At 72.1% G+C, this 24,814-nt stretch carries 21 protein-coding genes and 2 pseudogenes; 3 read left to right on the top strand and 20 right to left on the bottom strand.

Features of this window, described 5'->3' with window-relative positions:
* Positions 1 to 225 precede the first annotated feature (225 nt).
* Complete coding sequence (locus ACL06G_RS19055; RefSeq protein ID WP_412787429.1) at positions 226 to 1,194, top strand: NADPH:quinone oxidoreductase family protein; 969 nt, start codon at positions 226 to 228, stop codon at positions 1,192 to 1,194.
* A gap of 23 nt (positions 1,195 to 1,217) precedes the next feature.
* Here ACL06G_RS19055 and ACL06G_RS19050 read toward each other — a convergent pair whose 3' ends face one another.
* From ACL06G_RS19050 to ACL06G_RS18990, 13 genes are all read right to left on the bottom strand, one after another.
* Entirely contained in the window at positions 1,218 to 1,979 is a 762-nt protein-coding gene (locus tag ACL06G_RS19050) for an SRPBCC family protein (protein ID WP_412836388.1), read from the bottom strand.
* A 6-nt stretch (positions 1,980 to 1,985) separates the two neighbouring features.
* Positions 1,986 to 3,089, bottom strand: coding sequence for an XdhC family protein (locus ACL06G_RS19045; RefSeq protein WP_412836387.1), 1,104 nt, complete (start codon positions 3,087 to 3,089; stop codon positions 1,986 to 1,988).
* Positions 3,082 to 4,230: a vWA domain-containing protein gene (locus ACL06G_RS19040; protein WP_412836386.1), complete on the bottom strand. Its 1,149-nt coding sequence runs from the start codon at positions 4,228 to 4,230 to the stop codon at positions 3,082 to 3,084. The genes ACL06G_RS19045 and ACL06G_RS19040 overlap by 8 nt, the downstream gene beginning before the upstream one ends.
* On the bottom strand, positions 4,227 to 5,207 hold the full coding sequence (locus tag ACL06G_RS19035; protein ID WP_412836385.1) for an AAA family ATPase: 981 nt from the start codon (positions 5,205 to 5,207) through the stop codon (positions 4,227 to 4,229). The genes ACL06G_RS19040 and ACL06G_RS19035 overlap by 4 nt, the downstream gene beginning before the upstream one ends.
* Before the next feature lie 8 nt (positions 5,208 to 5,215).
* Positions 5,216 to 6,073, bottom strand: coding sequence for an FAD binding domain-containing protein (locus tag ACL06G_RS19030; protein WP_412787424.1), 858 nt, complete (start codon positions 6,071 to 6,073; stop codon positions 5,216 to 5,218).
* Positions 6,070 to 8,466: a xanthine dehydrogenase family protein molybdopterin-binding subunit gene (locus ACL06G_RS19025; RefSeq protein WP_412787423.1), complete on the bottom strand. Its 2,397-nt coding sequence runs from the start codon at positions 8,464 to 8,466 to the stop codon at positions 6,070 to 6,072. Before ACL06G_RS19025 ends, ACL06G_RS19030 begins: the two co-directional genes overlap by 4 nt.
* Entirely contained in the window at positions 8,463 to 9,038 is a 576-nt protein-coding gene (locus ACL06G_RS19020) for a (2Fe-2S)-binding protein (protein ID WP_412787422.1), read from the bottom strand. The genes ACL06G_RS19025 and ACL06G_RS19020 overlap by 4 nt, the downstream gene beginning before the upstream one ends.
* Positions 9,039 to 9,200: 162 nt before the next feature.
* Complete coding sequence (locus tag ACL06G_RS19015) at positions 9,201 to 10,343, bottom strand: site-2 protease family protein (protein WP_412787421.1); 1,143 nt, start codon at positions 10,341 to 10,343, stop codon at positions 9,201 to 9,203.
* 63 nt (positions 10,344 to 10,406) lie between these two features.
* The gene (gene fbp / locus ACL06G_RS19010; RefSeq protein ID WP_412787420.1) at positions 10,407 to 11,612 is read right to left on the bottom strand and encodes a fructose-1,6-bisphosphate aldolase/phosphatase; all 1,206 of its coding nucleotides are present in this window, start codon (positions 11,610 to 11,612) and stop codon (positions 10,407 to 10,409) included.
* Positions 11,613 to 11,913: 301 nt separating this feature from the next.
* The gene (locus tag ACL06G_RS19005; protein WP_412787419.1) at positions 11,914 to 13,071 is read right to left on the bottom strand and encodes a glutathione-independent formaldehyde dehydrogenase; all 1,158 of its coding nucleotides are present in this window, start codon (positions 13,069 to 13,071) and stop codon (positions 11,914 to 11,916) included.
* 258 nt (positions 13,072 to 13,329) lie between these two features.
* The gene (locus ACL06G_RS19000; RefSeq protein ID WP_412787418.1) at positions 13,330 to 14,448 is read right to left on the bottom strand and encodes a P1 family peptidase; all 1,119 of its coding nucleotides are present in this window, start codon (positions 14,446 to 14,448) and stop codon (positions 13,330 to 13,332) included.
* A gap of 51 nt (positions 14,449 to 14,499) precedes the next feature.
* Positions 14,500 to 14,925: a hypothetical protein gene (locus ACL06G_RS18995; protein WP_412787417.1), complete on the bottom strand. Its 426-nt coding sequence runs from the start codon at positions 14,923 to 14,925 to the stop codon at positions 14,500 to 14,502.
* A 102-nt stretch (positions 14,926 to 15,027) separates the two neighbouring features.
* Positions 15,028 to 15,294 carry a UBP-type zinc finger domain-containing protein gene (locus tag ACL06G_RS18990; RefSeq protein ID WP_412787416.1) on the bottom strand — a complete coding sequence of 89 codons (267 nt, stop codon included), beginning with the start codon at positions 15,292 to 15,294 and terminating at the stop codon, positions 15,028 to 15,030.
* A 48-nt stretch (positions 15,295 to 15,342) separates the two neighbouring features.
* Here ACL06G_RS18990 and ACL06G_RS18985 point away from each other — a divergent pair, with 48 nt between their 5' ends.
* Both ACL06G_RS18985 and ACL06G_RS18980 read left to right on the top strand, forming a co-directional pair.
* The gene (locus ACL06G_RS18985; protein WP_412787415.1) at positions 15,343 to 16,920 is read left to right on the top strand and encodes a Na+/H+ antiporter; all 1,578 of its coding nucleotides are present in this window, start codon (positions 15,343 to 15,345) and stop codon (positions 16,918 to 16,920) included.
* Positions 16,921 to 17,057: 137 nt separating this feature from the next.
* The gene (locus ACL06G_RS18980) at positions 17,058 to 17,135 is read left to right on the top strand and encodes a 50S ribosomal protein bL37 (protein WP_370443954.1); all 78 of its coding nucleotides are present in this window, start codon (positions 17,058 to 17,060) and stop codon (positions 17,133 to 17,135) included.
* A gap of 174 nt (positions 17,136 to 17,309) precedes the next feature.
* On the opposite strand, the pseudogene ACL06G_RS18975 reads toward ACL06G_RS18980, so the two are convergent.
* The 7 genes and pseudogenes from ACL06G_RS18975 to ACL06G_RS18945 form a co-directional block, all read right to left on the bottom strand.
* Positions 17,310 to 17,594, bottom strand: a pseudogene (locus ACL06G_RS18975) (putative T7SS-secreted protein); the annotation flags it as partial.
* A gap of 340 nt (positions 17,595 to 17,934) precedes the next feature.
* Positions 17,935 to 18,126, bottom strand: coding sequence for a hypothetical protein (locus tag ACL06G_RS18970; RefSeq protein ID WP_412787414.1), 192 nt, complete (start codon positions 18,124 to 18,126; stop codon positions 17,935 to 17,937).
* Between the two features lie 1,205 nt (positions 18,127 to 19,331).
* A pseudogene (locus ACL06G_RS18965) lies at positions 19,332 to 20,449 on the bottom strand (transposase).
* A gap of 460 nt (positions 20,450 to 20,909) precedes the next feature.
* Complete coding sequence (locus tag ACL06G_RS18960; protein ID WP_412787413.1) at positions 20,910 to 21,272, bottom strand: hypothetical protein; 363 nt, start codon at positions 21,270 to 21,272, stop codon at positions 20,910 to 20,912.
* Between the two features lie 544 nt (positions 21,273 to 21,816).
* Positions 21,817 to 22,095 (bottom strand): hypothetical protein, encoded by a 279-nt coding sequence (locus tag ACL06G_RS18955; RefSeq protein WP_412787412.1) that lies wholly within the window; start codon positions 22,093 to 22,095, stop codon positions 21,817 to 21,819.
* A 340-nt stretch (positions 22,096 to 22,435) separates the two neighbouring features.
* Positions 22,436 to 22,945, bottom strand: a complete 510-nt coding sequence (locus ACL06G_RS18950; RefSeq protein WP_412787411.1) for a hypothetical protein — start codon at positions 22,943 to 22,945, stop codon at positions 22,436 to 22,438.
* 294 nt (positions 22,946 to 23,239) lie between these two features.
* Positions 23,240 to 24,523 (bottom strand): ANTAR domain-containing protein, encoded by a 1,284-nt coding sequence (locus ACL06G_RS18945; RefSeq protein ID WP_412787410.1) that lies wholly within the window; start codon positions 24,521 to 24,523, stop codon positions 23,240 to 23,242.
* Positions 24,524 to 24,814: the final 291 nt, after the last annotated feature.

The raw sequence follows: 24,814 nt of genomic DNA, 5'->3' as shown, positions 1-24,814 counted from the left end.
CGGGACGGGCCGGGTGATCGAGGCCGAGCCGGCGCAGGCGAAGGTGCCCGCCGGGCCGTGGGTACCCCTCGGTTTCGCGATGCGCCGCCTGCCGCTCACCCTGGTCAGCAGAATGAGTTGGCGACAGCCCCCCGCAGCGGGACCGCGACGGTCGGCCGCCCCGCCACCGACGCCCGCTGCGTCCACCACCACCGAGACAGCCACACCGCACGGAAGGACGCCCGGATGCGCGCAGTACAGGTGACCCGACTGACAGGACCGCAGGACGTGGTCGTCGGAGAGGTTCCCGACCCGGAGCCGGCGGACGGGCAGGTGCTGATCGACGTGCACGCCGCGGGCGTCACCTTTCCCGACGTGCTGCTCAGCCGCGGCCGGTACCAGTTCAAGCCCGACCCGCCGTTCGTCCCGGGATCGGAGGTCGCGGGGACGGTGCGGGCCGCCGCGGAGGGTTCCGGGTTCGCGCCCGGGGACCGGGTGGCCGCCTTCCCGGGCTTCGGCGGCTTCGCCGAGCAGATCGCCGTCGATCCGGCCATGGTGTTCCCGCTCCCTGCCGACGTCCCGTTCGAGGCCGGTGCCGGACTGCCCATGAACTACCTGACGGCCCACTTCGCCCTGGTGCGCCGGGGCAGGCTGCGCGAGGGCGAGACGGTGCTCGTGCACGGTGCCGCGGGCGGTGTCGGCACGGCTGCCGTGCAGATGGCGGCGGCTCTGGGGGCCCGGGTGGTGGCGGTGGTCTCGTCGGGGGCGAAGGAGCGGACTGCGCGGGCGGCCGGGGCCCACGAGACGGTGCCGGCGGACGGCTTCAAGGAGGCGGTCGCCGCACTCACCGGCGGGCGCGGGGTGGACGTGGTGGTGGACCCCGTGGGCGGCGACCGGTTCACGGACTCGCTGCGGAGTCTCGCTCCGGAGGGCCGGCTGCTGGTCATCGGCTTCACCGGCGGGGAGATCCCGACGGTCAAGGTGAACCGGCTCCTGCTGAACAACCTCGACGTGGTCGGTGTCGGCTGGGGGCCCTTCTGGCTGCCGCGGCCCTCCTACCTGAAGGAGCAGTGGGACGCGCTGCTGCCGCACGTGACGGCGGGACGGCTGGCTCCGGTGCTGGGCCCGGTGCTTCCCCTCCACGAGGCGGCGGACGCGCTGGCGCTGCTCGACGAGCGCCGTGCGCAGGGCAAGGTGGTGCTCGCCGTGCGGTGACGGTGCGCCACGGCCGGTCCCGCTCAGCGCCGCCGGCGCCGCAGCCACGACAGGAGTACGGCGAGGCCGATGGCCGCCGCGAGAGCGGCGGCGGCACGCTTGGCCACCGGGAGGCCCGCCTCCCGGAGCAGGTCGAGGGGCTCGTCGTGCCCCGGCTCCGCCGTGACGGCGGCCTGCGGAGTGTCTCCGTCGGGGTGGGCGTGCTCGGTCCGGGACACCGCCAGGTCCGGCGCCGCGAACGGGTGACCGCCGGGAGACGGCGTCGGGCCGGCTGCGGGCGTGGTTCCCGCCGTGGCCGCGGGCGGTGCGGCGGAGGCGGGAGCGGCGGCGGGTTCCGCCAGCTTCCCCGAGAGGCAGTCCGCGAACCGTCCGATCAGCTTGTCCCCGACCTCGCCCATCACACCGCGCCCGAACTGCGCGGGGCGCCCGGTCACCGTCAGATCGGTGTGCACCGTCACCGTCGTCGACGCCGGCCCGCCCGCGGTGTCCTCGGCGAGGGTTCCGGTGACGGTCGCCCGGACGGTTCCCTGGCCGCGGGCCTCCTTGCCCTGTGCGGCGAGCACGATGCGCCGTGCCGCCGCGTCGCGTTCCCGGAACGCGGCGGTGCCCCGGTAGGTGACCGTCATCGGCCCCACCTTGACCTTCACGGAACCGTCGATGGTTTCCCCGTCGAATCCGTTCACCGTCGCTCCCGGCATGCAGGGCGCGACCCGCTCGATGTCGAGGAGCACCCTCCATGCGTCCTCCACCGGCACCGGAACGGTGAACTCGTGTCGCAGCTCCATGTCCCTTCAGCTCCTCACCTCGTGGATGGGTCCGCGGGTCCCCGTCAGCGGCGCGCCGCTGCCCTGCCACCGCAGCGCGACGATCTCGGCCGCGACGGACACGGCCGTCTCCTCGGGGGTGCGTGCGCCCAGGTCCAGGCCGATGGGCGAGCGCAGCCGGGCGAGTTCGGTCTCGCCCAGCCCGGCCTCGCGGAGCCGGTCGAGCCGGTCGCGGTGGGTGCGCCGGCTGCCCATCGCCCCGATGTACGCGGCGGGGGCGCGCAGTGCGACCTCCAGCAGCGGGACGTCGAACTTCGGGTCGTGGGTCAGCACGCAGACCACGGTGCGGTCGTCGGTGGGCGTGCCGGCGAGGTAGCGGTGCGGCCAGTCCACGACGACCTCGACGTCCGGTGGGAAGCGTTTGGGGGTGGCGAAGACGGGACGCGCGTCGCACACCGTCACCCGGTAGCCGAGGAAGACGCCGAGGCGGGCGACGGCGGCGGCGAAGTCGATGGCGCCGAAGACCAGCATCCGGGGCGGCGGGGCGAAGGAGTGGAGGAAGACGGTGACCTCGTCCTTGCGCCGTTCGCCGTCCGCTCCGTAGTGGCGGCGCACGGTGGCGCCCCGGGCGAGTTCGCCGCGCGCGTCGTCGGTGACGGCGGCGTCGAGTCCTTCGGAGCCCAGCGTGCCGGTGACCCGGTCGGGCCGGACGGTGAGCGCGGCGCCGCGTGGGGCCGGGCCGTCGAGCACCGTCGCCACCACGATGGGCCGGTGCTCGGCCACCGACGACGCGACCTCGCCCAGTCCGGGGTCGTCGGCGGGCGACACACGACGGACCAGGAGGGTGATTTCTCCGCCGCAGGTGAGTCCGACGGCGAAGGCGTCCTCGTCGCTGTAGCCGAAGGTCTGCAGGCGTGCTTGCCCGGTCTCCACCACCTCCTGGGCGAGTGCGAAGACGGCGCCCTCGACGCAGCCGCCGGACACGCTGCCCACGACGTCGTCGCCGGGCCCGACGGCCATCGCGGCTCCGGGGCCGCGGGGGGCGCTGCGGCTGACGTCGACCACGGTCGCGAGGCCGAACGGCTCCCCCGCCGCGTACCAGCGGGCCAGTTCGGGGAGGATCTCACGCATCGGCTGCCCCCGTGACGACGTCGGCGAGGTGCTCGAGCGCGGCCAGGCTGTGTCCCTCGACGAAGGTGTCCACGCTCGGCAGCGCGGCGGCCATTCCTGCGGCCACCGGCGCGTAACCGGGTCGTGCCTTGCGGGGGTTGGCCCACACCACCCGGTGCGCGAGCCGGTGCAGGCGACGCATCTGCTCCCCCAGGAGCGCGGGGTCGTCGCGTTCCCAGCCGTCGGAGAGGATCACGACGACGGCGCCGCGGGCCGTGCCGCGGCGGCCCCAGTGGTCGAGGAAGGCGCGCAGCATCGCCCCGAGTCGGGTGCCGCCGCTCCAGTCGGGTACGGCCGCGCCGACGGCCCGCAGTGCGGTGTCCGGGTCGCGGTGGCTCATTTCCCGGGTGACGCGCGTCAGGCGCGTCCCGAGGGTGAACACCTCCGTGTGAGCCCGTCGGGTCCGGTCTCCGTGCGAGGCGGCGTGGGCGAAGCGGAGCAGCGCGTCGGCGTAGGCCGTCATGGAACCGCTGACGTCGATGAGCAGCACCACCCGGCGGGGGACGGCGGCACGTGCGCGGTGGCGCAGTCGTGCGGGTTCGCCGCCTGCCTTCAGCATCTCCCGCACTGTCCGGCGGGGGTCGACGGCGCCGCGCCGGGCGGAGCGGAACCGCGGGGTCCGGCGTTCCTCGCCCGGCAGCGTGAAAGCGGCCAGCAGCCGTCGGACGTCCGCGCGTTCGGCGGCCGTCAGCCCTCCCAGGTCGCGGTGGCGCAGCACTTCGGCGGTGCTCGCCAGGGCGGCGGCCGGGCGGTGTTCGTCCTGTTCCTGCTCCTCGCCGGTCGCGGCGGGCGGGGGGCAGGTGTCGTCGTGGACGCGGAGGCGCTCCGGTGCGGGTGCGGGGCGGGGGCGTACCGGCCGGTCGTTTCCGGGCGTGAAGTAGGCGTCGAAGACGCGGTCGTAGCGTGCGAGGTCGTCGTGGGTGCCGCAGAGGGTGAGGCGGCCGGCCCAGTAGAGGTCCGTCCGCCGTTCCGGGCGCAGTTGTCCGACCGCGGTGAGGTAGGTCTGCACCCGGTCGGGCCCGGCGTCGACACCGGCCGCGCGCAGGGCTCGCGCGAACCCGACGAGGGCGGCGGGCGCGTCGGGGGTGAAGGCCGGTGTCACGGCGCCGCCCCTCCCGGTGCGGAGGCGAGGACGGCCGCGAGGTCGAGGCCGCGGGCCTTGTCGGTGTCCTCCTTGTACTTGAGCACCGATCCGAGCGTGGCGAGGGCCAGGTCGGCGTCAAGAGAGTCGGCGCCGAGAGCGTCCAGGGCTTCGGCCCAGTCGACGGTCTCGGCGACGCCGGGTGGTTTCAGCAGGTCCTGGCGCCGCAGGGTCTGCACGGCGGTGGTGACCTGGGTGGCGAGGCGTTCGGAGATGCGGGGCAACCGGGTGCGCACGATGGCGAGTTCGCGACGGAAGTCGGGGTGGTCGAACCAGTGGTACAGGCAGCGGCGCTTGAGCGCGTCGTGCACCTCGCGGGTGCGGTTGGAGGTGAGGACGACCACGGGCGGGTTCTCGGCGCGCAGCGTTCCCAGTTCGGGGAGGGTGACGGTGTATTCGGAGAGCAGTTCCAGCAGGAATGCCTCGAACTCGTCGTCGGCGCGGTCGATCTCGTCGACGAGGAGCACGGCGGACGGGGACTCGAGGGCGCGGAGCAGGGGCCGGGCGACGAGGAAGCGCCGGCCGTACAGTTCGTCCTCCAGTTTTCCGGCGTCGGTGGCGCCGACGGCCTCGGCGGCACGCAGGTGGAGGAGCTGGCGGGGGAAGTCCCAGTCGTAGAGGGCCTGGGAGACGTCGATGCCCTCGTAGCACTGGAGGCGGATGAGTTCCGCTCCCAAAACGCGGGCCAGGGCGGGGGCGAGCGAGGTCTTCCCGACGCCCGCGTCGCCCTCGCAGAACAGCGGCCGGTGCAGAGTGAGGGCGAGGTGGCAGGCGACGGCGAGGCCGTCGTCGGCGAGGTATCCCGTGTGCTCCAGGCGCCGGCGGATGTCCTGCGGGCCGGTCGTTCCGTGGCGGGCCGTGTCCGGGTGGGGCCGGTCCTCCTCCGGCCCGGCCCGCGTTCCCGCCGCCGGTGACGGCCTGCCGTCCTGACCGGGCACCGGTTCCCTCACTCCGCTCCGGCGGCGGCGAGCACGGCACGGCGGGTGAGGACGCGCGCCAGGTGCTCCCGGTACCGGGGAGTTGCGCCGAGGTCGGCGGCGGGGCTGGTGTCGTCGGCCGCGAGGTCCGCCGCGCGGGCGACGGCCTCCGGGGTCGCGTCGGCACCGGCCAGCGCGGCCTCGGCTGCTGCGGCGCGCAACGGTGTCTGCCCCATGTTGGTGAGTCCGATCCTGGCTTCGGCGATGTGTCCGTCGTCGCGCCGCACCAGGGCGGCGACGGCGACGACGGCCCAGGCCTGGGCGGAGAGGGTGAACTTCTCGTAGTGGAAGCCCCAGCCGTCGGTCTTGGGCACCCGGATCTCGACGAGGAGTTCGTCGGGGGTGAGCGCCGTCTGCAGGTAGTCGTCGAAGAACTCCCGTGCGGGGACGGTGCGGCGGCCCTGCGGGCCGGCGCAGACCAGTTCCGCGTCGAGGGCGAGGATCACCGACGGCAGGTCGCCCGCGGGATCGGCGTGTGCCAGCGAGCCGCCGAGGGTGCCGCGGTGCCGCACGGCGGGGTCGGCGACGGTGGCGGTGGCCCGGGCGAGGAGTCCGGCGTGACGGCGGACCAGCGGGTCCCAGAGGACGTCGTGGTGGGTCGTCATGGCGCCGATGACCAGGTGGTCGCCGTCGTCGCGGACGCCTCGCAGGTCGGGGACCCGGCACAGGTCGACCATGAGCTCGGGGAACGCGAGGCGCAGGCGCAGCATCGGCAGGAGGCTCTGGCCGCCGGCCAGGATCTTCGCGTCCTCGCCGCCCTCGGCGAGGGTGGTGACGGCCTCGTCGAGGGTTTCGGGCCGTGCGTAGTCGAACGCGGCGGGGATCATGCCGCTCCCTCCTTGCTGCGGGTGCTCTCGCGAGCGGCGGAGACGGCCTGCCAGACGCGTTGCGGTGTGCAGGGCATGTCGATGTCGGTGACGCCGAGCGGGCGCAGCGCGTCCACGACGGCGTTGACCACGGCGGGGGTGGAGGCGATGGTGCCGGCCTCGCCGACGCCCTTGACGCCGAGCGGGTTGGAGGTTGCCGGAGTCTCGGTGCGGTCGGTGACGAAGTCGGGCAGGTCCGGGGCGGAGGGCACCAGGTAGTCGGCGAGGGTGCCGGAGACCAGGTTGCCGTCCGCGTCGTGGACGGCCTCCTCGTACAGCGCCTGGGCGACGCCCTGGGCGATGCCGCCGTGGACCTGCCCTTCGACGATCATCGGGTTGATCACCTTGCCGACGTCGTCGACGGACACGTAGGAGCGGATGCGGACGCGTCCGGTCTCGGTGTCGACCTCGACGGCGCACAGGTGGGTGCCGTGCGGGTAGGAGAAGTTCTCGGGGTCGAGGACGTGTTCGGCGTTGATGGTGGGTTCCATGCCGTCCGGCAGGTCGTGCGAGGAGAACGCCTCGAACGCGACCTCCTGGATGGTCTTGCGCGCCTCGGGCGAGCCGCGCACCGCGAACACGCCGTCCGTGAACTCGAGATCGTCCTCGCCGGCCTCCAGCAGGTGCGCGGCGACCCTGCGGGCCTTCTCCACGACCTTCTGCGCCGCGTGGTGGACGGCGACACCGCCGACCACGAGGGAGCGGGAGCCGTAGGTGTCCATGCCCTGCGGCGCGACGCGGGTGTCGCCGTGGGCGACTTCCACGTCGTCGAAGGGCACGCCGAGCGCGTCGGCGGCGATCTGCGCCCACGAGGTGACGTGTCCCTGGCCGTGCGGGCTGGTGCCCGTGATCACCTCGACCTTGCCGGTGGGCAGCATCCGGATGGAGGCCGCCTCCCAGCCGCCCGCGGCGTACCGCAGGTCGCGCAGCACGCGGCTGGGGGCCAGGCCGCACATCTCGGTGTAGGTGGAGACGCCGATGCCGAGCCGGACGGGGTCGCCGCGTTCGGTGCGGGCGCGCTGCTCGGCGCGCAGGTCGTGGTAGCCGAAGAGGCCGAGGGCCTTCTCGGTGGCGGCCTCGTAGTCGCCGCTGTCGTAGGTGAGTCCGGCGATGCTCGTGTAGGGGAACTCCTCGCGTCCGATCCAGTTGCGGCGGCGCAGCTCGATCGGGTCGACGCCGATCTCGGCGGCGAGTTCGTCCATCATCCGTTCGATGGCGAAGGTGGCCTCGGGGCGTCCGGCGCCGCGGTAGGCGTCGGTGGGGGTCTTGGTGGTGAACACGCCGGTGCACCGGAAGGAGTAGGCATCCATCTTGTAGATCGCCGGGTACATGAAGGCGCCGAGGAGCGGAATGCCCGGGGTGACGAGCATCAGGTAGGCACCCATGTCGGCCATCAGGTCGACCTTGAGTCCGAGGAGCGTGCCGTCGGAGGTGGCGGCGAGCTGGACGTCCTGGATCTGGTCGCGTCCGTGGTGGGTCGCCTGGTAGCCCTCGGACCGGGACTCCGTCCACTTCACCGGGCGTCCCAGGCGCCGTGCGACGGCGAGCGCCAGCGCCTCCTCCCCGTACACCTGGAGTTTCGACCCGAATCCGCCACCGACGTCCGGTGCGACCACCCGCAGCTTGTGCTCGGGGACGCCGGTGACGGTCGCGAGCATGACCCGCAGGATGTGCGGCACCTGCGTCGCCGAGTAGACGGTGTACTCACCGGACGCGGAGAGCGGGGTGACCACCACGGCACGGGGCTCCATGGCGTTCGGGATGAGCCGCTGCTGCCGGAAGCGCCGGGTGACGACGATGTCGGCGCGCTCGCGCACGGCCTCCCAGTCGCCCGTCGCCAGCGGCCACGAGTAGCAGCGGTTGGTGCCCTTGGCCGCGTGCACGAGCGGCGCGTCCTCGGCGAGCGCGGCCTCCATGTCGAGGACCGGGTCCAGCGGAGTGTAGTCGACCTCCACGGCCTCCAGCGCGTCTGCTGCCTCGTAGCGGTCGCGGGCGATGATCACGGCGACGGGGTCGCCGACGTGCCGCACCTCGTCGACGGCGAGCGGCGGGTGGTCGGGGTGCACCATGTCCTCGGTGACCGGCCACGCGCACGGCAGGGACCCCATGTCGTCGGCCAGGTCGCGGCCGCTGAACGCGGCCACCACACCGGGCATGCGCAGCGCGGGCGCGACGTCGATGCGGTCGATGCGGGCGTGCGCCATGGGGCTGCGCAGCAGCGTCATGTACAGCATGCCGGGGAGGGCGATGTTGTCGGTCCAGGTCGTCTGTCCGGTGACGAGCCGGGCGTCCTCGCGGCGGACGCGGGCGCGGCCGACCTCGCGGTCGTCGGCGGGGCTCTGCTGGATGGTCATACGGCCGCCCTCCTTCCGCGGGTGTCGCTCCGGTCGGCCGTCGCGGGAGTGTCGGCGGCTGCCACGTCGCGGGAGGCTCCGTCCTCGGGCGTCGGGGCCTCGCGTCGGCGCCGGAGCTCTCCGGCCGCGGCCAGCACGGCGCGGACGATGTTCTGGTAGCCGGTGCAGCGGCACAGGTTCCCTTCGAGGGCCTCACGCACTTCGGCCGGTGTCGGGTCGGGGTTCTCGGCCAGCAGGTCCCGGGCAGCCATGATCATTCCGGGGGTGCAGTAGCCGCACTGCAGGGCGTGCTGCTGGTGGAAAGCCTTCTGCAGAGGGTGCTGTTCACCGCCGGACTCCAGGCCCTGCACGGTCGTCACCGTGGAGCCGTCGGTCTGCACGGCCAGCATCGAACAGCTCTTGACGCTCTCGCCGTCGACGTCGACGGTGCAGGTCCCGCAGTTGCCCGTGTCGCAGCCGATCGGGGTTCCGGTGAGTCCGAGCCGGTCGCGCAGGTAGTGCACCAGGAGCAGCCGCGGCTCGACCTCGTCCTCGTACGTGGTTCCGTCCACCTTCACCGAGATGTGGCTCATGAGCCCTCCTGGGGGCGCGCGAAGGTCCGCCGTGTCGCGGCTTCCGCGAGTTCTGCCGGATTGATGGTGATATGCGTCACTCACTGTAGAACCGACTCGCGGCCCGCGCGACCGAGCGGCGCCCGGCCCTCGGCCGGCCGGGGGTGCGTCGCCCCGTCCGCCTCACCGGCTCCGGTGTCCGGAACCGGTCGGGAGCAGCCAGTTCACCGTTCGGCTCACGTCGGAGGAGGAGACGATGCCGACGAGGCGGCCGTCGTCGACCACCAGCACCCGGTGCTCCGCTCCGGGCTCCATACGCGGCAGCAGATCCGCCAGCGGCTCCTGCGGACCCACGACCGTCACGCGGGACAGCGGCAGCATCACGTCCTGCACCCTGGTCTCCTCCCGCAGCGGTGGGCGCACCGCCCTGGCGGCGTCCAGAGTGACCAGTCCCGCCGGCGCTCCGTCGTCCCCGACCGCGGGAAACCCGGAGTGCCGGTAGCGGTACCGGTCGCCCGCCAGGAATCCGGCGATACTCAGCACGGTCGGCACCGTCACCGGTTCGGGGGTCATCGCGTCGCGCACCGCCACGCCGGTGAGCGCCTCGCGCAGCTGCGCCTGCCGGCCCTCGGCGGTGGCGGCGGCGAGGAGGAACCAGCCGACCAGCGCCATCCAGAGGCCGCCGAAGCCGGCACCGGTCGCGAACAGCACGAGTCCGAAGGCCACGAGCAGCCATCCGAACGTGCGGCCCGCAGCCGTGGCGCCCGCGGTCGCCCGGAGCCGGTCGCCGGTGCGCCACCAGAGGAAGGCGCGCAGCAGCCGTCCGCCGTCCAGGGGCGCCGCCGGGACGGAGTTGAAGACGGCCAGCAGGATGTTGATCGCGGCGAGCCACACGACCACCTCGACGACCATGCCTCCTGCGGACGCGAGGGAGAGCAGCCAGGCGCATCCTGCGAAGAAGCCGCCGAGCAGCAGGCTGACGAGCGGGCCGACACCGGCGATGCGCAGTTCCGCACCCGGCCCGGCGGCCTCGGAGCGGAGTTTGGCGGCGCCCCCCAGCAGCCACAGCACGATGTCGTCGACCTCCACTCCGTTGCGGCGGGCGACGATCGCGTGGGCGAGCTCGTGGGCCAGCAGCGAGAGGAAGAAGACGACGGCGGCCGCGAGCCCTGCCGCCCAGTACTCCACCTCGGGCCGCCCCGGGTGGCTCTCGGGGAACCGGCTCCGGGCCAGCGCGAACGCGATGATGCCGAAGATGACCAGCACGCTCCAGTGGACGCCGACACGGACGCCCGCGATGCGTGCCAGCACGAAGGACGCTCTCACCGTCCCGTCCTCCCTTTCCTGCCGGGCGGCCCGACGGGAGCACCCGGCGGGCCGCCCGTTCCTTCAGTCCCGGCCGGCGGCGCCGGAGCGCGCCTCGGTGCGCCCGGCTGCCGCGGGGGACGCGGTCCGCGGCTCCTCCTGCACCGTCTGCGGCGGGCCGACGGGTTCCAGATCGCCGAGCAGGGAGTGCCAGCGGTCGGCGAGGCGGCGCTCCAGCGTCGGCATCGTGGTGTACTCCAGGTCCTCCAGCGGCAGCCGATGGGGTTCGAACGGGCCGTGGCGGCGCAGGTAGTCCATGGCCGCGTTCGCCTGCCTCCGGGCGTCGTCGAAGGCCGGATCGTCGAACATGTCGCGGTATCCGGTCAGCGTGCCGTGGTGGATCTGGTAGCCGAGGGCGACCACGCGGGGCGGGCCGTCGAACCGGGAGGGGTGGGCGTCCCCCACCGTCACCGGCATGAGCGGCGCGTGGTGCGACCCGCGCATGCAGCCCGCGACGGAGTACGCGAAGGTGAACGGCTCCAGGACCTCGCCGACCGCGGGCAGCCCGGACTGGCAGCGGACGATCATGACGGGGTCGTCCTTGCCCACGTACTTTCCCGCGATCAGGGAGAGCCGCTGGGTACTGGTGGCGGCGGCGACCTCTCCCAGAGCCCGCGAGCGGACGCTGTGGATCACGTAGCGCGCCGGTGCGCCGATGTACATGAGGAGGTCGTACAGATCCTCCGGGCACGCGAAGAGGATCCGCTTCTCCTCGAACAGGTCGTAGACCTCGAAGACGAACCCGCCGTGCATCTTCGCGTCGATGACCAGACCCGCCGTGTTGAACGGGTCTGCGAAGATCTTGAAGAGCGGCAGGTTCCACGCGCCGGGCTCGGTCTTGTCCGCGAGGAAGCACAGGACCGGCTCGGACGGCCGCTCCTCGAAGTCCAGCTCGGCGTAGCCCGGTCCCATGCCGCGCAGGTTGCCGGAGAACGCCTCGGAGAGCAGATCCTGGCCCGCGCCGTACAGGCCGAGGTCCTCGGCCTCCGCGGTGGTGCGCTGGAACACGTCCCAGGCGAACTCGTGGATGAGCTGGGAGTCGGTGCCGTACTGGTGACTCATGATCAGGGACAGGTCGTCACCGCAGGTGGCCACCTGTCCGTCCAGGAGCAGTTCGCCCTCGCACGCCTCGGCGACCGCCCTGCGCGCGGTCTCGATCAGGGAGGGGTGCACCGCGGAGTGCCCCACGTAGCCGCCGGTGTCGGCCTTGATGATGCTCAGGGTCTGCATGGATGTCCGCCTCCGGTTCCGTTCGTTCCGTCCTGTGCTCCTCGCGGCGTTCGCCGGGCGGTGCGAGGAGTCCGGACGGCTCGTTCGGCGACCGGCGGGCGTCCGTGCGGACGGAGAGGACAACCCACTTCTCGCGGGTCCCGATTGCGCGGTGCGCGGATTCTCTCCGCTTCTCCGCGTCTTTCCTGCGTCCTCTCCGCCACTTCCAGTGCACACCGGCGCGGGCGGCGCGGAGAGGGCCGACCGGGCAGGGTGGAGGGCCGTTCGGCCCTCCACCCTGTTCTCCCGCCGTCCCCGCCGGCTACACGGCGGCCTTCTCTCCGTTCGTGTGCGGCGCGAGCAGCACCTTCGTCCAGCCGTCGTCCCGTTCGTCGAAGTGGCGGTAGGCGTCCGCCGCCTCGGCGAGCGGAACGCGATGGGACACCACGAAGCTCGGCTCCGCCCGGCCCGCGATGATCATGTCCCGCAGTTGGCGGTTGTAGGCCTTGACGTTGGCCTGGCCGGTGCCCATCCGCAGGCCCTTCTCGAAGAACCGACCGGTGTCGAACAGCAGTTGCCCCTTCTTCGCCTCCTCGGTGGGGCCACCGGGGTCGGAAGGCACGTACAGACCGACCACACCGAGCGCGCCGGTGGGACGCACCGCCTCGATCAGGCTGTTGAGGACCGTCGCGGGCTGCTCCTCCCCGCTGGGCACGGTCGCTTGGTAGCCCACGGCGTCGATGCCCTTGTCGGTGCCCTCCCCGCGGGTGTGTTCCTTGATCTGCGCCACGGGGTCCGCCGCGCCGTAGTCGACGGGTGTCGCGCCGATGCGTTCCGCCAGCCGCAGCCGGTCCGGCTGCCGGTCGACCACGAACACCCGCGAGGCGCCGCGGAGCATCGCGGAGTAGGCCGCCATCAGACCGACCGGACCGGCCCCGAAGACGCACACCGACTCCCCCGGCGAGACCTGTGCCAGTTCGGTGGCGTGGTAGCCGGTGGGGAAGATATCGGCGAGCAGCGCGAAGTCGTTCTCGTGCTGCTCGCCGGGCGGGAGCGTCAGGCAGTTGAAGTCGGCGAACGGCACCCGCAGGTACTCTGCCTGACCTCCGCGGTACGGGCCCATGGAGACGTAGCCGTACGCGCCGCCGGCGAACCCTTCGTTCACGGTGAGGCAGAAGGCGGTCTTCCCGGCGAGGCAGTTCTTGCAGAATCCGCAGGCCACGTTGAACGGCATCACCACGCGGTCGCCCTTGCGGATGGAGGCGACACCCGAGCCGACCTCCTCGACCACCCCCATGTTCTCGTGCCCGAACACGATGCCCGGCTCGGCGCCGGTGCGGCCCTCGTACATGTGCAGGTCGGATCCGCAGATGCAGGACGTGGTGACCCGCACGATGACGTCGGTGGGTGCTTCGAGCCGCGGCTCCGGGACGTCCTCCACGGTGACGTTGAACGGCTCCTGATACACGACGGCTTTCACGGCGACTCCTCGGTGTCGACGATGTGCGCCCCCGCCGCGGCCGGTGCACCGGCCCGCGACACGCGGCGGAGCAGCAGTTCGACGCACTCCTCCGCGCTGCGGGCGCCGGTACCGGACGTTCCGGACGGGGCCGCGGAGCACCGCCCGGGTACCCCGCACCTCCCGCCCCGTACACCGGATTTCACGACCGATCGACGGGCCCCGGAACCCGCCCTCGGCGCCGCCGCCCCCGAAGGCGGTTCCGCTCCGCCCGGTGCGTCACCTGCCGGGAGGGGCAGGTCCCCGCACCGCGCCGCGGGCCAGGTCGCGGAGCCGCGAGTACGGCACCGCGCGCGCCGTGCGCCCCCAGCGGCCCGTGGTCGTGGTCGCCGCGCACAGGGCATTCAGTGCCGCCTCCTCCACCGTCGCGAGCGCGGCGCGGAACAGCGGGTCGAGGTCGGTGTCCGGCAGCGGCACTCCGGCCGCGGCAGGCCCGGCAGGAGCGGTGTGAGCGGCGGCCCGGCGGGTGCTGAAGGCCAGCGCATAGTCGCCGCTGCCGTGGCCGTAGGAGGCACCGGCCCGCGCCAGACCGAACACGGCGCGGCGGGCGACCCGTTCGAGCTGACGGGCGTCGAGCGGGGCGTCGGTCGCGACAACGATCATGCAGGAGCCGTCGTCCGCGGGCCCCGGCCCCGGCGGCTCCACCTCTGTGCCGCCCACGCGGAGGGTGCCACCGAAGTTGGCCTGCAGGAGCGCACCGAGCGTCGCCGTCCTGCCGGCGCCGAACCGGACCCGGCGGGACGCCGTGCCCATGCCGGCCTTGAATCCGAGCGCGCAGGTGCCGGTGCCGGCTCCCACGCAGCCCTCCGCGACGGGCCCGGTCGACGCCTGCTCGATCGCCGCGAGGACGTGCTCCTCACGGACGGGGCGTGCCCGGATGTCGGAGAGCCAGCCGTCGTTGCACTCGCCCACGACCGGGTTGAAGGACTCGACCTCCCGGTGGGTGGGCTGCGCCAACATCCAGCCCACCACGGCGTCCGCAGCACGGAACGCCGACAGTGTGGAGGTGAGCACCACCGGCGACTCCAGCTGCCCCAGCTCCGCGATCTGCGTGGCGCCCACCAGCTTGCCGTAGCCGTTGCCGGTGAAGAGCCCGGCGGGCAGCCGCCCCGCGGGCGCCGGTCCGATCCCGGAGGGGACGACGGCGGTGACGCCGGTGTGGACGTCGGGCGGCGCGGCGAGGGTGGTGTGGCCGACGGCGACACCGGGCACGTCGGTGAGCGCGTTGTGCCGCCCCGGCTCGCCCGCATCCACCACCAGACCGAGGTCCCGCGCCCGGGGACGGCGCACCGCGGACGTGGGAGGGAGGTTCGCCGACGGTGTGCGCGGCTCGGCCATGACGGCACCCTTCGTCGAGGACGTCGCCCCGCCGCACGACGCGGGTCCGCGTCAGTATCCGCCGCCGCCGTCGGGCTCGACCGACGTGGCCCGCAGGTACGGATCGCCTTCCCGCTGCCCGCCGAGCCGGTCCGCCTGGCGCTCGTCGAGCCGGTCCTGCGCGTCGGAGGCGTGGAACTCCCGCACCGTACCGCGGACCCGCACGTCGTCGCCCTCGTTCGGCACCTGCTCGTTCTTCTTCGTGAGCACCAGCAGCGGCTGGTCGTCCTCGGAGAGCTGGAACGCCGATGTCGAGATCACCTGGGTGACGGTGCCGGTGAGGGTGGTCTTCTCGCCCGTCACGGTGCCCGGTTCGTCGCTGTCGAACGCCGTCCGGATGTCGGCGACGCTGGGCCCGTTCCCGTCGCCGCCCCCACCGCACGCGCACAGTCCGAGCAGTACGGTCACGGCGGCCGCGGCCGCTCCGGTCCGACGCATGGCCGTCTCCTTCCGCGCGGCTGGTCCGGCCGGAACCGGGTGACCTGCGCGGGCGGACGCAAACGACACCCGTGCACCCGCCCCCGGGCGAACCGGACGGTCTCAGCCCAGTACCGCGTGGGTGAAGCACCAGCGCCATGCCTCGCCCGGCTCGTACGAGCGGACGACGGGGTGGCCGGCCTCGGAGAAATGGGCGCTGGCGTGCTGCCTGGGCGAACTGTCGCAGCAGCCGATGTGCCCGCAGTCGAGGCACAGCCTCAGATGCACCCAGTCACGACGCCCTTCCGCAAGGCAGTCGGCGCAGCCGTCCAGCGGCGGCGCCGGGGTCACGCCCTCCGGCGCGTCAGCAAGATCCTGGCAAGCGGCCATGTTTAAACGGTACGACCACCGTGCCGCCCGTGTCGTGAGGAGCCAGTCGTGGAGAGCCTGTCGCTGATCGCGCTGCTGGCCGGAGCGCTCGCGGTGTCGGCGCTCGCGCGGCGCGTCGGTGTCTCCCCGCCGCTGCTGCTGGTGGCCGCCGGTCTCGCGCTGTCGTTCGTCCCCGGCATGCCCGACTACCGCATCCACCCGGAGATCGTGCTGCTGCTCGTACTGCCGCCGCTGCTGTACTCGGCCGCCCTCGACAGCTCCTACCTGCGATTCCGGGACAACCTGCGGCCGATCGGCCTGCTCGCGGTCGGGCTGGTGCTGTTCACCACGCTGGCGGTCGGTGCGGGCGCCTGGTGGCTGGTGCCCGGGCTGCCGTTGGACGCGGCGCTCGTCCTGGGAGCGGTCCTCTCACCGCCGGACGCCGTGGCGGCCACCTCCATCGGGCGGCGGCTCGGACTGCCGCGCCGCCTGATGACGCTGCTGAGCGGCGAGAGCCTGGTCAACGACGCCACGGCGCTCACCGCGTTCCGCGTCGCCGTGGCCTCCGCGGTGGGCGCGGGGTACACGCTGCCGCAGGGCCTGGGCATCTTCGCGGTGGCGTCGCTCGGCGGCGCCGGCATCGGCTGGGCCGTCGGCTGGACGGTGCACCGGGCGCGCCGCCTCCTGCCCGGAAACCTGGCCAGCGCCGCCGGGCTGCTCGTGCCGTTCGGCACGTACCTGGTCGCCGAGGAGGCGCAGTCCTCCGGCGTGCTGGCCGTGGTGACGGCGGGGCTCTACCTGGGGCACCACGCCCCGGAGGTCGGGGCCGCCTCCCGGCTGCAGGACGCGGCCGTGTGGCAGGCGGCGGACACGGTGCTGGAGGCGTTCGTCTTCGCCCTCATCGGACTCCAGGTGCGCGGCATCGTCGTGGAGCTCGACAGCGGGCTGCCGTACATGCTGGCCGTCGGCGCGCTGCTGACCGTCGTGATCGTCGTCGCCCGGTTCGCGTGGATCTTCGCGACGACGTACCTGCCGCGGCGGGTGTCCGCCGGGCTGCGGGCGCGGGGGCCGGCGCCTCCCTGGCAGGAGGCGGCGGTGCTGTCCTGGGCGGGCATGCGCGGGGTGGTGACGCTCGCGGCGGCGTTCGCCGTACCGCGCGCCGTCGACTCCGGGGCGGCCTTCCCGGGGCGCCGGGAGATCATCTTCCTCGCCTTCTTCGTCACGGTGGCCACGCTGCTGCTGCACGGCCTGACGCTGCCGGCGGTCATCCGGCGCCTCGGAGTCGAGGGGCGCGAGGAGTACGCGGACAGGCTGGACGAGGCCCAGGCCCAGCACACGGCCGCCCAGGCTGCACTGGAACGCCTCGACGAACTCGCCGGGGATCTGCCCGCGCACGACTCGGTGCTGGACACCCTGCGGCGCCATGCACGCGCCCGCAGCAACGCCGCCTGGGAGCGCCTGGGGCGGTCCGAACCCGGCGGCGTGGAACGGCCCAGTGTCGTGTACCGGAGGCTGCGGCGCGAGATGCTCTCGGCGGAGCGGGAGGTCTTCGTACGGCTCCGTGACGAACGCCGCATCGACGAGGAGGTCATGCGCCGCGTGATGCGCGAACTCGATCTGGAGGAGATCGCGCTGGAACGCGAGTGACCGAGCCGCCCGATGCCTCCCGCAGCGAATTTCGCGCCTGCGAGGGGGCACGTGATACCCCTGGTGGGACAGTGAGTGACCACCTGGAGTACCCCTTCCGGGAGGCACCGAAGGCCCGCAGGGGAAGGGAGAACGCGATGTCGTCGAAGCGTCGCCGCAAGAAGAAGGCCCGCCGCAAGAACGGCGCCAACCACGGCAGCCGTCCGCAGTCCTGAGGACGGGCCGTCAGGCCGATCGCCGCAGGGGGCGGCGCCGAGCCCGCCGGGGCCCGGCGCCGCCCTTTCGCACGGCCGCAGCAGCCGAGTGGCGCGGGAGCAGCGGAGCAAGGGCGAGCGGCCGCCGGCAGCGCCGGGCGGCGCTTTTTGAACCGCCCCGGGTAGGTCGGAGGCTTTGGAGAAGTCCCGCAGGTGCTCTCCACGGTCGGTGAGCTTCTCCACGTCGCCGTGGATGATCTCCTTCGGGTCCTCCGTCTCGCCCAGTCGGCGTTCCGCGACGTCGGCGCTGAGCGTGTCCGCCGACCACTCGCTCGCGTCCCGGACACCTTCGGCTGCGCCGTCGAGGCCGACCTCCTCGAGACCGTCGGCTGTCTTGTCCCCTACCCATTCGACGCCCTCACCGGCGAGCTCGGCGCCCTTCTCGAAGGCGCCGGTAACGTCATCGAATCCCAGCCCCACCGGTCACTTCTCCCGTCGCCCTGGCCCTGTCCGTCCCCTTGCTCTCCGCCCTGCTCGAGCTCGGCCGGGGCCCGTCCCACTGCCAGTCGGAATCGTCCCACCGTTCCGGGCCCGCGACGTCCTGCCACGGCGAGGTGGAGAAGTCCTCGCCCACCTGCTCCCACTGATCCCCCACCGCCCCCCAGTCCGGCTGCGAATCCTCAAGTCGCTCCCTGCTGACTTGCGGCTTCTTCTTCAACCTGCGCAACTCATCAAGATCAACTTGAAAGCTGGAGCTCGACTTTTCCCCCTCCATGGCTATCTGGATCAGTCAGAACTCAGCGCCTTTCACAGCACGGAACTACCGCTTGGGAGGCGTGAATGTGATCCGGATACCCCACACCAGCACCAGAACGTTGACGACGTGCGTCGCCATGAGCGACGGCCCGTCACCCAGCTCGATGTACTCCATCATGTTCCCGTTGAGCCAGTTGGTGATATGCGCGAGGGCGGCGGCGACACCGGCGAGGAGGAGCAACGTGCCCCCCATCATCCTCCCCTCCGTGTTCCGTGGGCGAGACGAAACCCCGTCCCCTCGCTCTCCCATCGGAGATGTGTCAGGCTTCGGAATGGGCGTGCCGACCTCTGCCGGGTCGCGCTCTGGCCGGAACAACCAGGTTCCTGCCTTCGTGTCGAACTTCTGCCGGTAGAACCCGGATTCCGCTGCGAGGCGCTCCGCTTCTGGTTCCGTCAGGCTGGGATATCTTCCGCGACTGAGTCGCACGCAGCCGCGCCTGTCGATGGGCACCGCACGCAAGTCCTCAGTGAACTTTCTCTTCTGAGTCCCCACCGGAACCTTCCGCCCCCTCACCTCCTCGACCAAGGACAGGGTCAGTGCGATGGCTCCCCATACGCCGAGCACACCGAAGAGCACCCATCCCCAGGTCGGGAGGGGGGCATCGGAATGAGGTGCCGCAAGAGTGACCACGGCTCTCAAAGCACTGCACCGTCGCACTCGTCGCCGACAGGCAGTTGACCGACGGTCATCGCAGTCCGGGTCGGCAGGCTCCCGTCTGTCGACCGGTCGACAGACGTACATGGCACGGTCACGTGTGATCCCCCGTTGACGACTCGCGATGGCGACCGCCGACTCGACTGGCGAGCCGGTCGGCGGCTTCATTCAGCGCAGCTCATCGCACACACCGACTACCCGGCAAGGGCCGAGGCCAGGCACCGCAGGGCTGGACGTTCCAGAATGCTCGCACGATACTCAGCCCCTCATCACGCCACCGGTACACAGAGCGGCATTGCAGCCGAGGAGACCCCGCGCTTCCCCTGATCCGGAGAGCCGACCACGACTCACGCGGCCTGACCCGACCCACGGCGCAGGGCGCGTCCGACGAAGATGCCGAGTCCAGGTTGAGACCACGCCTGGCCGTCTCCTCGAACTCCACGTCGAGAACTTCCGGCCGCGCCTCACCAGTTCCGGAGGGCGGCGCGGAGATCGCGAGAACCGCCCCGCTGACCGTGGTGCCCCCCTCGTCGGCCTGTCGAGTCTCGCACAGAGGGCGTCCGTACAGCCACAGGTGGTAGTGACCAGGGGGTCGCGGAGCCAGAATTTCGGTGCGACCAACGACCAGATCACCTCGCCCGAGTGCCAGGCCATGATCTTCACCTCCACCAGGCGCGGTGCCCGTCTCGCCAGGCGGCTCGTCTCGCACCGGCTCGACGCGCTGCGGGGTCCCTCTATGTCTTTGGTCAAGCGGTGGCTGGGACGCGGGGTTCGTAGAAGGTGCCGTCTCGGAGCATGGCGAAGAGGACGCTGATGCGGTGGCGGGCGAGGCGGAGGAGGGCTTGGGTGTGGGTCTTGCCGCGGGCTCGGCAGCGGTCGTAGTAGTCCCGGGAGTCGGGGTCGTGGAGGGCGGCGAAGGCGGAGAGGAACATGGCGCGTTTGAGCTGCCGGTTGCCGCTTCTGGGGGCGTGTTCGCCGTGGATGGAGGTCCCGGAGGACTTGGTTGCCGGTGCGAGGCTGGCGTAGCAGGCCAGGTGGGCGGCGGTGGCCTCCAGTAGCGCTTCGATCTGCGTCTCCAGCGCCCGGCGTTGTTCGTGGACGGCTGCGAGGGACTTCGCCGGCGAGGGCACGATCACATCGAGGGTACCGGTGCCGGGGACGACGACGGTCTGCTCGTCCAGGGCGTCGAAGACGTCGTTGATCAGCCGTTCGGCCATGCAGGGGGCTTGGGGTCGGATGATCTCGATGAGTTTGTTCCGGCCGGCTTTGCGCAGGGCGGACGGGGAGCCGTAGCGCTCCAGCAGCCAGGTGACGGCGGGGTGGTCCAGGCGGGGGCCGAGGACGCGTTCGAGGCTGGGGTGGAACTGCGTGAGCAGGCCGCGGATGCGGTTGGAGGTGCGGGTGGCCTCCGCGGCCAGGTCCTGGTCGAAGCCGACCAGGAGGGTCAGCTCGGCCGTGGTCTCGTCGCCCGCATCAGGGCGCGGAGGGTGTGCGGCATGGTGCGGGCGGCGTCGGCGATGACGGCGGCGTCCTTGGCGTCGGTCTTCGCCTCACCGGGGTAGAGGTCAGCGATCCGCCGCATCGCCAGCCCGGGCAGGTAGGCGACCTGGCAGCCCGCATCCCGGGCGACCGCCAGGGGCAGGGCGCCGATGGAGGCGGGCTGGTCCACGATCACCAGGACAGTGCCGAACTTGGTGCGGAGCTTGTCGAGGACGGCCCACAGTTTCGGCTCGCTGTTGGGCAGCTGCTTGTCGAAGACCTTCTTCCCTGCCGGCGTCAGGCCGTGGCCGTGATGCGCGGTCTTGCCCACATCCAGGCCGAGGAATACGCCTACTTCGCTGATGTCGGTCACCGTGCCCCACATGTCGTCGATGGCATGCCGGCCTCGGCGTTGGGGCCGCACGCGCGCATCCACGTTATGCAGACCTGCCGCCCGAGTGCGGTCGGGCATTGCGCCCGGCCAGGCGGCGGTCGGACCTCGACCGGACAGGCCGACCCGAGCGGACGCCCCTCCTCAGCGGGCCCGCTCGCTCCTCTTCGTCGCTGCCACACGAGCGCGCGACAGCCTGAACCTCTTCTGGCACGGGACGCCGAGCCCATTCCTGGAGTCTCTGGTCCCGGCCGCCAGGAACGTGCGGGAGGCCGGTCAAGCGCAACAGCGCTGCATCACGCGATCCCACCTGCCGACTCTTTATCGAGACCAAGGCGCGCTGAGCACCGCACCCGCCCCGCGGGATGGGAGTCCCCGTGGACGGGTGCGGCGGTTTCGGAGGGCGTCCGGGGCGGACCGCCGGCCGGAGGCCCTCCGAAGTGCGTTCGGGCTGTCAGCGGGAGGAGTCGCCGGAGCACTCCATCGTGGTGTCCTCCCTGACCTGCTCCCGCTGTTCCGGCGCCTGTGCCGCGTCCGCCTCGGTGGCGTCCTCCTCCGCAGCGGTCGACCGGCGCATGGCGTCCTGCTGCGGGATCTCCACCGTTGCGGAGCAGCTGACACTGCTGGAGGACTCCGCTTCGCGGCCCTCCGTGGTGTAGGTCCGCTCGACGTGACGGACGCACCGGAAGCCGTGCTCGGTCGTGGTGCACGAGGGAGCGTCGGGTGCGTCCTCCTGCTGCGCCTGCGCCAGGCCGGTACCCAACAGGGCGAACGCGCCCAGCAGTACGGCGAGCGCTGTGGTTCTGTTCCTCTTCATCCTCTGCATTCCTTTCCGGCCTGACACGGCCGTGGGTGCCGCCGCGGCAGCGGCGGCGAATTTCGGGGCCGGTGCACGTCCTGCGGTGCGTCTGCCGGCCCCGCTGTCGCCCACCGGGCGCCGGTCCACGAGAGGCAGGGGCCGGAGAACCGTTCCGGAGAAGGGGCCGCGGATCGCAGTCCACGCAGGCCGCGAGGGTCGAGGCTCGACGACGTGGCCGCCTTCGAGGCCGGGTAGCGCTCCGCCGCAGGTGTTCGCCTTCTCGGGCCGTTGTCCCGACCCTGAGGAGTGCATCTCCGGCCGGGACCTGAAATCCCGTGGGGAGAAAGGCGATCCGGCCCTTTCCGGCGCCGGGAGAGTACAGTACAGCGCGAGCAGTGACCGAGGATCGGGAAAATCATCCTTACGAGCAGACCCCCGGTCCGGTCGAATTCCCAGGAAATCGACGGAAGACCGGGGGTCTGTGTCCTGCCGGAAGGAGAAGCCGCCCCGAGCCGAACTTCAACCGAACAGGAACTTAGCCCTCAACAACTCGTGGAACGAGTCAGTCGATCTCGTTCTCCTGGTCGATCTCGCAGGCCAGGTTGACCGAGCGGTCGGACGAGGCCTCGCCCTTGCCCTGGCCGAGGAGGCCGAGGCCCAGGCCCAGGTTCACGTCGCCGAGCAGGCTCGCGCTGTTCTGCTTCACGGCCTGGCTGCACGCAGCGTCGTTGTCCTGCTCGAAACCGGGCATGTGGCCACCGGCGAAGGCGCTGCCGGCGCCGATCGTGCCCAGGCTGGCGACCATGACCGCGACGGTCGCGGCGGCGCGGATCTTGCGCATGTCGTTCTCCTTTTTTCTCAGAGTGTTGCCGCGGACGTGGGTCCGCGATCAGACGACTCCATGATGGAGACCACACGACAAAAGCGGCGACCGGACACGCCGTTGCGGAAGACGTGAATTCAACTCCCACTCGGCTAGCGGAAATAGTCCGAATGAGGCATGCAACAAGCCTGGACCGCAAGGGAGTAGCAGAATGGTTGCGGGGCAAAGGAGTGGCGCCCGGCCGGATTTCCGGCCGGGCGCCTGAACAATGCTCACGGCCCGATCGACCGACGCGAACCCGCACGCCCGCCGACCCCCGATACCAGGGCCGCGCGACACCCGTTTCAGCGAATGGTGCTCAGTAGCGGTTGAACGCCACCGTCTCCTGCTGACAGGTGAATCCCTTCGTCTGCGCCGGGCGCAGGATGGCGATCGGGATGTTCACCTGAGCCAGGGTCCGCGGGTTGCACTGCATCACCGGCTGGTTGATGTAGTTCGTGCGGGTCGAGGTGGCGTGGGGGGTGCGCGACGCCGGCTGCGGCGCGGCCTCGTGCTGCTGCGGAGCCTGCTCGGGAGCGGCCTGCTCCTCGGCCTTCGGGGCCTCCTGCTGCTGCGGCGCGGCCTCCTGCTCCGAGGTCTGCTCAGGAGTCGTCTGCTGCTCGGGGGCAGCCTGCTGCTCCGTGACCTGACCCGAGGTCGTCTCCCCGCGGGGAGACGCCTGCTGCTGTGAGGCGGCCTGGCTGGCCCCCCGGGACGACGGCGCACCACTGGTGGTGCCGTCGGTGTGGGCCACCGCGGTTCCGGCGCCCATACCCATCAGACCGCCGACGGCCGCAGCGGCCACGACGATGTACTGCAATTTGCGCATGGCTGATGACGTACCTTTCGTGCACTTTCCGAACACGCGTACAGCTACTCTGTGAAGCACCATCGGCACTCTCAGTGAGCAGCGGTCGGCACGCTAACAGACTCGTCGAGCTCCGCAACGCACACGGCGCTCAGCACGACGCGTCCTTTCGGGTGTTCCTCCCGCACCGCAGCCGCAAGTCGTCGGCCACGTTCCCGGTGATGTCCGCCTGTCCAGCACCGTTGCCGGCGGTGGGCCGCAACGCCGGACCGCGGCCCCCTCGTCGGTGTCTGCGGACAGCACCGCTCGGACGGACTACCCCGGCACGCCGTCGCGGCAGCCGGGTGCCCGCACGTGCAGGTACTTGAGTGCGTCGCGGACGACCGTGTTGCGGTGCCAGGTGAGCCACCGGCCCGCCTCCGCACCCATTTCGTCCAGGGCCCGGGCCTGGCCCGATGCCAGCACGCGTCCCGGGCCGGGCAGGTAGGCCTCCGCCACTCCCACGACGGCGCCCTGGCCGTCCGTCAGCGGAGTGCAGTGCAGCGCACGGCACCCGGCGGCCAGGAGCACCCCGCTCGCGCGGTCCGGCAACCCAGGGTCGGCGTGCAGATCGGTGACGGTCACCCGGGCGAGGCACCGCACGGCGAGCGCGCCGGGGGTGTCGCCGTCCCGGCCGCCCCGGTCCAGGACGTCGACCACCTCCTCGGTGAGCCCCTCGTAGACCTCCACGCGTGGCGCGCCGGTGAGCGGGTCCACGAGCTGTACGCTCCCCCGCCCCGTCCCCACGATGTCCAGCGTGCGTTGCAGCACCGCGTTCACGACGAGCCCGCTGTTGACGACGGCGTCGTCGTGCTCGAGGAACGACAGGCGCGGCGGCGGTTCGGCGACCGCGGTCGTGAGCAGTTCGCCGCGCGGATCGGCCACCAGCGCGGCGGCCAAGGTCCGGAGCCGCACGTTGTACGCCTGCGAGCACCTGCGCAGCAGCTCGAATGCGGTCCTGGGGCCCGGCAGCCCGTAGCGCTCCATCAGGACGCCCAAGGACTGGTCGATCAGCGGATGGGTGCGTGCCTTCGCACGGAGATTCCTCACCTCCGCGCGGAGCGCGTGAAGCTCCTGCGAGGCGCCGGCCGGGCCGGTGCCGGCTCCGGCGTCCGAGCCGTCGGAGAACCACACCGCCGGTACCGGCGGCCCCCCGATCGGCGGGGCGGAGGTGGCCGGGACGGAGCTTCCGGCAGCACAGGACTCGAACACCTTCTGCACGTCGGGCTGCACGTCGAACGCGTCGAGCACGCCCCGCGACTCGAGAGCTCGGACGAGTCGGGAGTCGGCGGTCGCAAGGTGGAGCGTGCGCCCCGAGGCGGCGACCTGGCGGGCGCAGCGCTGCAGCCCGCCCTGCCCCCGAACGGACATGAGGGTGACGGCCGTCAGGTCCATCGCTACGGCGCGGGATTCGGGTGGCGGCTGCACGGCGAGCGTGAACAGCGGATGGTCGGCACTGCCGATCTCCCCCTCGGGACGCAGCAACCACACCGAGCCTCTGGCCTGTCCCGGCAGGCGCACCACATCGGCGCTGACGGGATACAACGTTTCTTCGGCCATGGCTCAACCTTCCCGGAACAGGGCCGGACGGACCGTTTCACCCGTACCGGCGACTGCCGTACATGTCGGATTGCGGGCAGCCTCCATGCCGCCGCCCTCAATGGTCAAACGACGCAGGCGAACTCCTGCGCGGTCGCGCGCGAGAGTTCACCCGTACGGACCACGGAGTGGGCTGTGACATGCCGTCACCCGCCTGTCCGGGGTCCGGATGCCCCATCGTCCGCGACGGAACGGCCTGCGGGCACGCCGACGCGGGGAATGCGCCCCGAAGGGGTGAGTGGGAGTCCGTGC

Source organism: Streptomyces callyspongiae (genome assembly GCF_047200695.1).
Lineage (GTDB): Bacteria > Actinomycetota > Actinomycetes > Streptomycetales > Streptomycetaceae > Streptomyces.
This window is presented reverse-complemented; position numbering and strand designations above follow the sequence as displayed.

Bases quoted from the DNA above. Each gene is read 5' to 3' on its own strand.
- ACL06G_RS19055 (WP_412787429.1), top strand. From the start codon at position 226: ATGCGCGCAGTACAGGTGACCCGACTGACAGGACCGCAGGACGTGGTC.
- ACL06G_RS19050 (WP_412836388.1), bottom strand. From the start codon at position 1,979: ATGGAGCTGCGACACGAGTTCACCGTTCCGGTGCCGGTGGAGGACGCA.
- ACL06G_RS19045 (WP_412836387.1), bottom strand. From the start codon at position 3,089: ATGCGTGAGATCCTCCCCGAACTGGCCCGCTGGTACGCGGCGGGGGAG.
- ACL06G_RS19030 (WP_412787424.1), bottom strand. From the start codon at position 6,073: ATGATCCCCGCCGCGTTCGACTACGCACGGCCCGAAACCCTCGACGAG.
- ACL06G_RS19025 (WP_412787423.1), bottom strand. From the start codon at position 8,466: ATGACCATCCAGCAGAGCCCCGCCGACGACCGCGAGGTCGGCCGCGCC.
- ACL06G_RS19020 (WP_412787422.1), bottom strand. From the start codon at position 9,038: ATGAGCCACATCTCGGTGAAGGTGGACGGAACCACGTACGAGGACGAG.
- fbp (WP_412787420.1), bottom strand. From the start codon at position 11,612: ATGCAGACCCTGAGCATCATCAAGGCCGACACCGGCGGCTACGTGGGG.
- ACL06G_RS19000 (WP_412787418.1), bottom strand. From the start codon at position 14,448: ATGGCCGAGCCGCGCACACCGTCGGCGAACCTCCCTCCCACGTCCGCG.
- ACL06G_RS18995 (WP_412787417.1), bottom strand. From the start codon at position 14,925: ATGCGTCGGACCGGAGCGGCCGCGGCCGCCGTGACCGTACTGCTCGGA.
- ACL06G_RS18990 (WP_412787416.1), bottom strand. From the start codon at position 15,294: ATGGCCGCTTGCCAGGATCTTGCTGACGCGCCGGAGGGCGTGACCCCG.
- ACL06G_RS18980 (WP_370443954.1), top strand. From the start codon at position 17,058: ATGTCGTCGAAGCGTCGCCGCAAGAAGAAGGCCCGCCGCAAGAACGGC.
- ACL06G_RS18970 (WP_412787414.1), bottom strand. From the start codon at position 18,126: ATGATGGGGGGCACGTTGCTCCTCCTCGCCGGTGTCGCCGCCGCCCTC.
- ACL06G_RS18960 (WP_412787413.1), bottom strand. From the start codon at position 21,272: ATGAAGAGGAACAGAACCACAGCGCTCGCCGTACTGCTGGGCGCGTTC.
- ACL06G_RS18955 (WP_412787412.1), bottom strand. From the start codon at position 22,095: ATGCGCAAGATCCGCGCCGCCGCGACCGTCGCGGTCATGGTCGCCAGC.
- ACL06G_RS18950 (WP_412787411.1), bottom strand. From the start codon at position 22,945: ATGCGCAAATTGCAGTACATCGTCGTGGCCGCTGCGGCCGTCGGCGGT.
- ACL06G_RS18945 (WP_412787410.1), bottom strand. From the start codon at position 24,523: ATGGCCGAAGAAACGTTGTATCCCGTCAGCGCCGATGTGGTGCGCCTG.